The 11,540-nt window shown below is 69.3% G+C and carries 1 protein-coding gene; it reads right to left on the bottom strand.

The annotated features are described in order from the left end of the window. Positions 1–11,540 (bottom strand): non-ribosomal peptide synthetase (locus K8612_RS38360; protein ID WP_223765877.1); only part of this gene is annotated, 11,540 nt, incomplete at both ends.

Here is an 11,540-nt window from a genome sequence, read left to right as displayed (position 1 = left end):
CGCTCCACGCACAGGCCCACTCGCGACTCCGGGCCCACTCCCAGCTTTCGCAGCCGGTGCGCCAGTTGGTTCGCCTTGGCCTCCACCTCACGGTACGTCAGGCGCTGTTTGCCGCTCATCACGGCCACGGCATTCGGGGTGCGCTTCGCCTGGGCCTCGAAGAGGCGCGGAATCGTCGCGTCCCGGTCGTACTCCGCCTGCTGCTGGTTCCACGTCACCAGCACCTGCTGGCGCTCCGTCTCCGTCAGCATGGGCAACCGGCCCACTGCCGTCTCCGGCTTCGCCACCACGCCTTCCAACAGCACACGCAGGTGCTCCATCATCCGGCGCACCGTCGATGCTTCGAACAGGTCGGTGCTGTACTCCACGCCTCCGCTCAGCCCCTGCGGCGTCTCCACGAAGAAGAGGCTCAGGTCGAACTTCGACGTGCGGCCCTCGAGGCTCATGGGCTTGAGCACCAGGCTGGGGAGATGGGTCTCCTCGATGGGCACGTTCTGGAGCGCCATCAACGTCTGGAACAGCGGAGTGTGACTCAGGCTGCGCTCCGGATGCAGCGCCTCCACCAGCTTCTCGAAGGGCACGTCCTGGTGCTCGTACGCGCCCAGCACCCGCTCCCGCACCCTCGCGAGCAGCGCGCGGAAGGACTGGTCTCCATCCACCTGGGTGCGCAGGACCAGCGTGTTGACGAAGAAGCCGATGAGCCCTTCCACCTCCGCGCGCGTCCGGCCCGCGATGGGTGAACCCACGCTGATGTCGTCCTGCCCCGAGTAGCGCGACAACAACACCTGCCACCCGGTCAGCAGCACCATGAACAGCGATGCCCCTTCAGCCCGGGCCAGCGCGCCCAACCGCTGTGACAGCTCCAGCGGCAGCGTGAAGCCCATCGTCGTTCCGGCGTTCGTGCGCACCGCCGGACGCGGGCGATCCGTCGGCAGCTCCAGCACCGGCGGCGCACCCATCAACGACTGCTTCCAGTAGTCCACTTCCCGCCGCAGCGTCTCATCCCGCAGCCAGTCGCGCTGCCAGGCCGCGTAGTCCGCGTACTGCACGGGCAGCGGCGGCAGCGTCAACGCGTGGCCCGTCGCCCGCGCGGTGTACAGCGTCCCCAGTTCGCGGAGCAGGACGCCCACGGACCAGCCGTCCGACACGGCGTGGTGCATCGTGACCACGAGCAGGTGGTCGCGCGCATCCAGGCGCACCAGCAGCGCCCGCAGGAGCGGTCCCCGCATCAGGTCGAAGGGCTTCGCCATCTCCTCCATCACCCGCTGACGGGCCACGTCCTCCCGCTCGGGCCCGGAGTCCCTCAGGTCCAGGACGTTCAACGGCACGTCCACGGACGCGTGGATGCGCTGGACGGGCTGGCCCGCCTCCTCCTCGAACGTCGTGCGCAGGGCTTCGTGCCGTTGCACGACCTCCCGCAGTGACTGCTCCAGCGCCGCGGCGTCCAGGTCGCCCTCCAGCCGCACCACGGTGGGCACGTTGTAGAGCGAGCTGCCCGGCTCCAACTGGTCGATGAACCACAACCGCTGCTGCGCGAAAGACAGCGGCAGCGACGCCGGACGCATCCCAGCGCTCAACGTGGGCACGCCGGAGCGCCCCAGTTGCTCGATCCGCTGCGCCAGCGCCTCCACCGTGGGCGCTTCGAACAGCAGGCGCAGCGGCATCTCCACGCCCAGCGACGTGCGGATGCGCGACACCACCTGCGTCGCGAGCAACGAGTGGCCACCCAGCGCGAAGAAGTTGTCCTTCACGCCCACGCGCTCCAGGCGCAGCACCTCCGCCCAGACGGACGCGAGCTTCGCCTCCGTCACGGTGCGCGGAGCCACGAAGGCGTCGCCCTCGCGCGCCGCCTCCGGCTCCGGCAGCGCCTTGCGGTCCACTTTGCCGTTCGCGTTGAGCGGCAGGGCGTCCAGCACCCTCAGCGCCGAGGGAACCATGTACTCGGGGATGCCCTGGCGCAGGCCCGCTCGCAGCGTGTCCACGTCCAGCGAGTGGCCTTCCTTCGCCACGACGTACCCCACGAGCCGCCTGTCGGCGCCGTCGCCCCACACCAGGACCACGGCCTCGCTCACGCCGGGTTGCCGGGTGAGCGCGGCCTCGACCTCGCCCAGTTCGATGCGGAAGCCGCGCACCTTCACCTGGGAGTCCAGGCGGCCGACGAAGTCCAACCGGCCGTCCGCACGCCAGCGCACGACGTCGCCCGTACGGTAGAGACGGGCGCCCTCCTCACCGGAGAAGGCGTCCGGCACGAAGCGCTCGGCGGTGAGGCCCGGCCGTCCCGCGTATCCGCGCGCCACGCCCACGCCGCCGATGTGCAGCTCACCCCGCACGCCCACGGGCACCGGCTGCCCTTGCGGGTCCAGCACGTAGACGCGCACGTTCGCCAGCGGCTTGCCGATGGACGGCACGGTCCCATCCGCCACCACCTCGCCCAGCGTGGCGACGACCGTGGCTTCCGTCGGGCCGTAGGTGTTGAGCAGGCGCCGCCCCGGAGCCCAACGCGCGACGACGTCCTCAGGCAGGGCATCACCGCCGGAGATGACGGTGCGCACCTCGGGCAGGGACTCGGGGGACGTGACCGCCAGCGCAGCGGGGGTGAGGCTGACGACACTCAACTCCTGCTCACGCAGCAGCACGGGCAGGGGCGCGCCCGGCATCAGCTTCTCCAGCGGCGCTAGCACCAGCGTGGCGCCGTTGCAGAGCGTGGTGAAGATCTCCTCCACGGAGAGGTCGAAGCTGAGGCTGGCGAACTGCAACACGCGGCTGCCGGGGCCGATGCCGTACGCCACCGCTTCGTGGGTGACCAGGTTGGCCACGCCGCGGTGCTCCACCGCCGTGCCCTTGGGCGTCCCCGTGCTGCCCGAGGTGTAGAGCAGGTACGCCATGTTCGCGGGCGTCACGCCTGTCACGGGCGCGTCCGTCGGCTCCTGGGCCAGCGACTCGCGCTCCGCATCCAGGCAGAGCGCGCGGGCATGCAGCGCTTCGGGGAAGCGGTCCACCAGCGGCTGCTGGGTGACAAGCACCTGGGCCACGCTGTCCTCCAGCATGAAGGCCAGGCGCTCACGGGGCAGGAGCGGATCCACGGGCACCCAGGCACCACCGGCCTTCAGGATGCCAAGCAACCCGACGACGACCTCGAGGGAGCGTTCAACGCTCAGCGCGACGCGGACTTCCGGGCCCACGCCACGACGGCGCAGGGCATGGGCGAGCTGATTGGCGCGCGCGTCCAACTGCGCATACGTCAACTGTGTCCCCTCGAAGACCGCGGCCACCACCTCTGGCGCGCGACGGGCCTGCGCCTCGAAGAGCACATGCAGGCAGGCCTCGGGGAACGGCGCCCGCGTGGCGTTCCACTCCACCAGCATTTCGCGGCGCTCGGCGCCGCTCAGCAGGGGGAGTCGGGACACGCGTGTGTCCGGGCTCGCGACCACGCCTTCGAGCAGCGTGAGCAGGTGCGAGGCCATCCGCTGGATGGTGCCCGCGTCGAACAGCTCCGTGCTGTACTCCATCGTGCCGGAGAAGCCCTGAGGCAGCTCCATGAACGACACGCTCAGGTCGAACTGCGCGATGGGGCTCTCCACGTTCACCGGCTGGAGCACCAGGTCCGGCAGGCGCAGCTCGCCCAGCGGCATGTTCTGGAGCGCGAGCATCGTCTGGAAGAGCGGCGTGTGGCTGCGGTTGCGCTCGGGCTGGAGGACCTCCACCAGCTTCTCGAACGGGACCTCCTGGTGCTCGTACGCATCCAGCACGGTTTCACGCACCTGGGAGAGCAGCCGCCGGAAGGACAGGGCGCCGTCCACGTTCGCGCGCAGCACGAGCGTGTTGACGAAGAAGCCGATGAGCCCCTCCAGCTCCGCGCGCATGCGGCCCGCGATGGGTGAGCCCACGCTGATGTCCTGCTGGCCGCTGTAGCGCGCCATCAGCACCTGCCACCCGGCCAGCAGCACCATGTACAGCGAGGCCCCTTCCCGCTGGGCCAGGGCCTTGAGCTCCCCCGTCAGCGACCGGGACAGGGTGAAGGAGTACTTCGCGCCCGCGATCCCCCGCTCGGGCGGACGCGGGCGGTCCGTGGGCAGCTCCAGCACCGGCGGCGCGCCGGCGAGCTTCCGCTTCCAGTAGTCCACCTGCCGCGCCAGGACCTCCCCCTGGAGCCGGCCGCGTTGCCAGGACGCGTAGCGCGCGTACTGCACGGGCAGTTCCGGCAGAGGGGACGGCTGCCCCGAGGCGAAGGCCTCGTAGAGCGCGCCCACCTCGCGGATCAACACGCCCAACGACCAGCCGTCCGACACGATGTGGTGCATCGTCACCACGAGGACGTGCTCGCGATCCCCGAGCGTGAACAGCCGGGTGCGGATCAACGGCCCATGGACCAGGTCGAAGGGACGGAGCATCTCCTGCTCGACCTGCCGGTGGGCCTCCGCCTCGCGGCGGGCTTCGTCGACGGACCGCAGGTCCTCCCGGGCCAGCTCCAGCGACAGGGTGGGACGGATGACCTGGATGGCCTGCCCCCCTCGCTCCTCGAAGGTGGTCCGCAAGGAGTCATGCCGGCGCACGACCTCGTTCAGGGCCCGCTCCAGGGCCGCGACATCCAGCGAGCCCACCAGCCGCACCGCCACGGGCACGTTGTAGAGCGCGGTCCCGGGATCCAACTGGTCGATGAACCACAGGCGCTGCTGCGCGAACGACAGCGGCGGCGCCGTGCCGATGAGCGCGTTGCCGGGCAGCGAGCTCAGGGGGCGGCTCGCCGTCCCCATCCGTTGGGCCAGGGCCTCGAGCGTGGGCGTCTCGAACAGCGCACGCAGCGGCAGCTCCACGCCGATCTCCGTGCGGATCCGCGACACCACCTGCGTGACCAGCAGCGAGTGTCCGCCGAGCGCGAAGAAGTCGTCCTTCACGCCCACCCGCGGCACTCGCAACACCTCCGCCCAGATGGCCGCGAGCTTTGCTTCCGCCTCCGTGCGCGGGGCCTCGTAGGTATGGGTAGAGGCCGGTGCCTCCGGCTCCGGCAGGGCCTCGCGGTCCACCTTGCCGTTGGAGTTGAGCGGCAGCGCCTCCAGCACCACCACCGCTCCGGGCACCATGTACTCCGGCAGCCGATGGCGCAGGCTTGCCTTCAGAGACTCCGCTTCCAGCGTCGCGCCCGCCTTCGGCGCCACGTACGCCACGAGGCGCTTCTCCGCGCCCTCCCCCTTCGCCACCACCACGGCTTCCTTCACCGCCTCTTGCTGGCGCAGGGCGGACTCCACCTCGCCCAGCTCGATGCGGAAGCCTCGCACCTTCACCTGGAAGTCCACCCGGCCCAGGTACTCCAGCACGCCGTCCGCCCGGTACCGCACCCGGTCTCCCGTGCGGTACATGCGGCTGCCTTCGGGGCCGTGGACTTCCGGCAGGAACTTCTCCGCCGTCAGCTCTGGCCTCAGCAGGTATCCGCGCGCCTGGCCTTCGCCCGCCAGGAACAGCTCTCCTGCCACGCCCACTGGTACGGGCTGGAGGTACCTGTCCAGCACGTATGCCCGCGTGTTGGTGAGCGGCCGGCCGATGTTCGGCACCTCATTGCGCCCCACCAGCGACCACGTCGAGTACGTCGTGTCTTCTGACGGGCCGTACAGGTTGTAGAGCTTCTTCACCGTCGGCACCGCGTACACGGCCTTCGCCAGCGTCTCTGGCAGTGCTTCACCCGCGAGGTTGATGACTTGCACCGACGGCGGTACGGCCTTCAGCCGCACCAGTTGCGCCATCGCCGACGGCACCGTGTTGATGAGCGTGACGTCTGTCTCGGGCTTCTCCTCCGCAAGGTGCAGGGCGTTGCGCACCACCACCACACTGCCGCCTCGCACCAACGGGGCGAAGAGTTCGAAGACGGAGAGGTCGAAGTTCAGGCTCGTCGCCGCGAGCACCGCCTTCGTCTCCTCCTCCGTGAACGTCTCCGTCGCCCATGCCAGGAACGCCACCGCGTTCCGGTGCGTCACCGCCACGCCCTTCGGGCGGCCTGTGCTTCCCGACGTGTAGATGAGGTACGCCACGTTCTCCGGACGCAGCTCGGGCTCCGGTGCCTCTGTCGGCTCCGTCGCCAACGTCGCGTCCGTGTCCAGGCACACCGCCTGCGCGCTGAAGGCGGGCAGCGACTCCAGCAGGTGCGAGTGCGCCACCAGCGCTGGGCCCTGCGCGTCCTCCAACAGCCACCCCAGGCGCTCCTTCGGGTAGCTCGGATCCAGCGGCACGTACGCGCCGCCCGCCTTGAGGATGCCCAGCGTCCCCACCACGACGTCCGCCGTGCGCTCCACGCACAGGCCCACTCTTGACTCCGGGCCTACTCCCAGCTTTCGCAGCCGGTGCGCCAGTTGGTTCGCCTTGGCTTCCACCTCACGGTACGTCAGCCGCTGCTTGCCACTCACCACGGCCACGGCATTCGGGGTGCGCTTTGCCTGCGCCTCGAAGAGGCGCGGAATCGTCGCGTCCCGCGCGTACTCCGCCTGCTGCTGGTTCCACGTCACCAGCACCTGCTGGCGCTCCGCCTCCGTCAGCATGGGCAGTCGGCCCACCGCTGCTTCCGGCTTCGCCACCATGCCTTCCAGCAGCATGCGCAGGTGCTCCACCATCCGGCGCACCGTCGCCTCGTCGAACAGATCGGTGCTGAACTCCACTGCCCCGAGCAGCCCCTCTGGTGACTCCGTGAAGAAGAGACTCACGTCGAACTTCGACGTGCGGCCCTCGAAGGTCACGGGCTTGAGGACCAGACCGGGGAGCCTGGACTCCTCGACGGGCACGTTCTGGAGCGACATCGACGTCTGGAACAGCGGCGTGTGGCTCAGGCTGCGCTCCGGATGCAGCGCTTCCACCAGCTTCTCGAAGGGCACGCTCTGGTGCTCGTAGGCCTCCAGCACCGTGCCACGGACCTGCTTCAGCAGTTCACGGAAGGACGCGTCCCCGTCCACCTTGGCGCGCAGCACCAGCGTGTTGACGAAGAAGCCGATGAGCCCTTCCACCTCCGCGCGCGTCCGGCCCGCGATGGGTGACCCCACGCTGATGTCGTCCTGCCCCGAGTAGCGCGACAACAACACCTGCCACCCGGCCAACAACACCATGAACAGCGAAGCCCCTTCAGCCCGGGCCAGCGCGCTCAACCGATGTGACAGCTCCAGCGGCAGCGTGAAGCCCAGCGTCGTGCCGGCGTTCGTGCGCACCGCCGGGCGCGGGCGGTCCGTCGGCAGCTCCAGCACCAGCGGCGCACCCATCAACGACTGCTTCCAGTAGTCCACTTCGCGCCGCAGCGTCTCATCCCGCAGCCAGTCGCGCTGCCAGGCCGCGTAGTCTCCGTACTGCACGGGCAGCTCGGGCAGGGGCGACGGTTGCCCCGAGGAGTAGGCAGTGTACAGCACGCCCACCTCGCGGATCAGCACGCCCAACGACCAGCCGTCCGACACGATGTGATGCATCGTGACGACCAACGCGTGCTCCGACTCCCCCAGCTTCAACAGGAGCGCCCGGATCAGCGGGCCGCGCGACAGGTCGAACGGCTTCAACATCTCCTGCTCGATCCGCTGCCGTGCATCCTCCGCGGGCACCACCGCCCGCTCCAGATGCAATGCCATGTCCGAATGGATGACCTGGATGGGCTGATCGTCCTGCACCGCGAACGTCGTGCGCAGGGCCTCGTGGCGGCGCATGACCTCACGGAGGGCACGTTCCAGGATGCCCACGTCCAGGTCACCTTCCAGCCGCAACGCCACGGGGACGTTGTAGAGGGCGGTACCTGGCTCCAATTGATCGATGAACCACAACCGCTGCTGCGCGAACGACAGCGGCCGGGCTGCGTCGCCCAGCTTGCGCTCCATCGCCGTCTTGTTCGAGAACGCGGCCTTCTCCAACTGACGGGCGAGTGACTCCACCGTGCGCGATTCGAACAACGCGCGCAGCGGCAGCTCCGCGCCCATCTCCGCGCGGACCCGCGACACCACCTGCGTGGCCAGCAGGGAGTGGCCGCCCAGCGCGAAGAAGTCGTCCTTCACGCCCACCTGCGGCACTCGCAGCACCTCCGCCCAGATGGCCGCGAGCCTTGCTTCCACCTCCGTGCGCGGCGCTTCGCAGGTGTTCCGCGCCGTCGGTGCCTCCGGCTCCGGAAGGGCCTTGCGGTCCACCTTGCCGTTGGAGTTGAGCGGCAGCGCCTCCAGCACCACCACCGCTCCAGGCACCATGTACTCCGGCAGCCGCTGGCGCAGGCTTGCCTTCAGCGCCTCCGCATCTAGCGTCGCGCTCGCCTTCGGCGCCACGTACGCGACGAGGCGCTTCTCCGCCCCCTCCCCCTTCGCCACCACTACGGCGTCCTTCACCGCCTCTTGCTGGCGCAGGGCGGACTCCACCTCGCCCAGCTCGATTCGGAAGCCGCGCACCTTCACCTGGAAGTCCACCCGGCCCAGGTACTCCAGCACTCCATCCGCCCGGTACCGCACCCGGTCTCCCGTGCGGTACATGCGGCTGCCTTCGGGGCCGTGGACTTCCGGCAGGAACTTCTCCGCCGTCAGCTCCGGCCTCAGCAGGTAGCCGCGCGCCTGGCCTTCGCCTGCCAGGAACAGCTCTCCCGCCACGCCCACCGGTACGGGCTGGAGGTACTTGTCCAGCACGTACGCCCGCGTGTTGGTGAGTGGGCGGCCGATGTTCGGCACCTCATTGCGCCCCACCAGCGACCATGTCGAGTACGTCGTGTCTTCCGACGGGCCGTACAGGTTGTAGAGCTTCTTTACCGTCGGCACCGCGTACACGGCCTTCGCCAGCGTCTCTGGCAGGGCTTCGCCCGCGAGGTTGATGACTTGCACCGACGGCGGCACCGCATTCAGCCGCACCAGTTGCGCCATTGCCGACGGCACCGTGTTGATGAGCGTCACTTCCGCCTCGGGCTTCTCCTCCACCAGGTGCAGAGCGTTTCGCACCACCACCACGCTGCCGCCCCTCACCAACGGCGCGAAGAGTTCGAAGACGGAGAGGTCGAAGTTCAGGCTCGTCGCCGCGAGCACTGCCTTCGTCTCTGCTTCCGTGAACGTCTCCGTCGCCCATGCCAGGAAGGCCACCGCGTTCCGGTGCGTCACCGCCACGCCCTTCGGGCGGCCCGTGCTTCCCGACGTGTAGATGAGGTACGCCACGTTCTCCGGGCGCACCTCCGACGTCAGCTCGCAGCAGGACTCTTCCGCCCACTCCTCTTCACGGTCCAGGCACACGGCCTGGGCACTGAAGGCGGGCAGCGACTCCAGCAGGTGCGAGTGCGCCACCAACGCGGGGCCCTGCGCATCCTCCAGCAGCCACCCCAGGCGCTCCTTCGGGTAGCTCGGGTCCAACGGCACGTACGCGCCGCCCGCCTTGAGGATGCCCAGCGTTCCCACCACGACGTCGGCCGTGCGCTCCACGCACAGGCCTACTCGTGACTCCGGGCCCACTCCCAGCTTGCGCAGCCGGTGCGCCAGTTGGTTCGCCTTCGCCTCCACTTCCCGGTACGTCAGCCGCTGCTTGCCGCTCACCACCGCGACGGCATTCGGCGTGCGCTTCGCCTGCGCCTCGAAGAGCCGAGGAATCGTCGCGTCCCGGTCGTACTCCGCCTGCTGCTGGTTCCATGTCACCAGCACCTGCTGGCGCTCCGCCTCCGTCAGCATGGGCAGCCGGCCTACTGCCTCCTTCGGCTTCGCTACCACTCCTTCCAACAGCACGCGCAGGTGCTCCACCATCCGGCGCACTGTCGTCACTTCGAACAAGCTGGTGCTGTACTCCACGGCTCCTATCAGCCCGTCCGGCGCCTCCATGAAGAAGAGGCTCAGGTCGAACTTCGATGTCCGGCCTTCGTAGGCCACGGGCTTGAGCGTCAGGCCCGGCAGCCGTGTTTCCCGCTCAGGCAGGTTCTGGAGCGCCAGGAACACCTGGAACAGAGGCGTGTGACGCCGGTCTCGCTCGGGCTGGAGTGCCTCCACCAGCTTCTCGAACGGCACCTGTTGGTGATCTTGCGCCTCCAGGACCGTCTCGCGGACCTGGCTCAGGAGCGTGCCGAACGAGGCTTCACCCGACACCTGCGTCCGCAGCACCAGCGTGTTGACGAAGAAGCCGATGAGGCCCTCGACCTCCGCGCGCGTGCGGCCCGCGGTGGGCGAACCCACGCTGATGTCGTCCTGCCCCGAGTAGCGCGACAGCAGCACCTGCCAGCCCGCCAGCAGCACCATGTACAGCGACGCGCCCTCGCGCTTCCCCAACTCCCGCAGCGACTGGACCAGCGACTGGGGCCAGAGGAAGTCGAGCGTCGCGCCCGCACTGCTTCTCACCGGCGGACGGGGATGATCCGTGGGCAGATCCAGCACCGGCGGCGCGCCCGTGAGCTTCCGCTTCCAGTAGTCCACCTGCCGCGCCAGGACGTCGCCCTGCAACCAGTCCCGTTGCCAGGCCGCGAAGTCCCCGTACTGCACGGGCAACTCCGCCAGCGGAGACCGCCGCTCCTCCGCGAAGGCCGCGTAGAGCGCTCCGACCTCGCGAATCAACACGCCCAACGACCAGCCGTCCGACACGATGTGGTGCAGCGTGACGACCAGCACGTGCTCCGACTCCCCCAGCTTCAACAGGAGCGCCCGGATCAGCGGACCGCGCGACAGGTCGAACGGCTTCAACATCTCCTGCTCGATCCGCTGCCGTGCATCCTCCGCGGACACCTCCAACCGCTCCAGGCGCAGTGTCAGCTCCGCGTGGATGACTTGGATGGGCTGACCGTCCTGCTGCGCGAACATCGTCCGTAGCGCTTCATGGCGCCGCACGACCTCGCGCAACGCCCGTTCCAGGACGTCCTGCCGCAGCGCCCCCTCCAGCCGCAACGCCACGGGGACGTTGTAGAGGGCCGTGCCCGGTTCCAGTTGATCGATGAACCAGAGGCGCTGCTGCGCGAACGAGAGAGGCCGGGCGGCGTTCCCCTGAATCCGCCGCAGCGCCGCCATGCTCGAAGACGTGGTCCTTTCGAGCTGACGGGCGAGCGACTCCACCGTGCGCGATTCGAACAACGCGCGCAGCGGCAGCTCCGCGCCCATCTCCGCGCGGACCCGCGACACCACCTGCGTCGCCAGTAGTGAGTGGCCGCCGAGCGCGAAGAAGTCGTCCTTCACGCCCACCTGGGGCACCCGCAACACCTCCGCCCAGATGGCCGCGATCCTTGCTTCCGCCTCCGTGCGCGGCGCTTCGTAGGTGTTCCGCGCCGTCGGTGCCTCCGGCTCCGGCAGGGCCTTGCGGTCCACCTTGCCGTTGGAGGTGAGCGGCAAGGCTTCCAGCACCACCACCGCTCCAGGCACCATGTACTCCGGCAGCCGCTGGCGCAGGCTTGTCTTCAGCGCCTCCGCTTCCAGCGTCGCGCCCGCCTTCGGCGCTACGTACGCCACAAGGCGCTTCTCCGCATCCTCCCCCTTCGCCACCACCACGGCTTCCTTCACCGCCTCCTGCTGGCGCAGCGCGGATTCCACTTCGCCCAGCTCGATGCGGAAGCCTCGCACCTTCACCTGGAAGTCCACCCGGCCCAGGTACTCCAG

The sequence above is a fragment of the Corallococcus sp. AS-1-6 genome, from assembly GCF_020037015.1.
In the GTDB taxonomy this organism is placed as follows: Bacteria; Myxococcota; Myxococcia; order Myxococcales; family Myxococcaceae; genus Corallococcus.
Note: the sequence above shows the minus strand (reverse complement) of the source record. Positions and strands in the feature narration are given on the sequence as shown.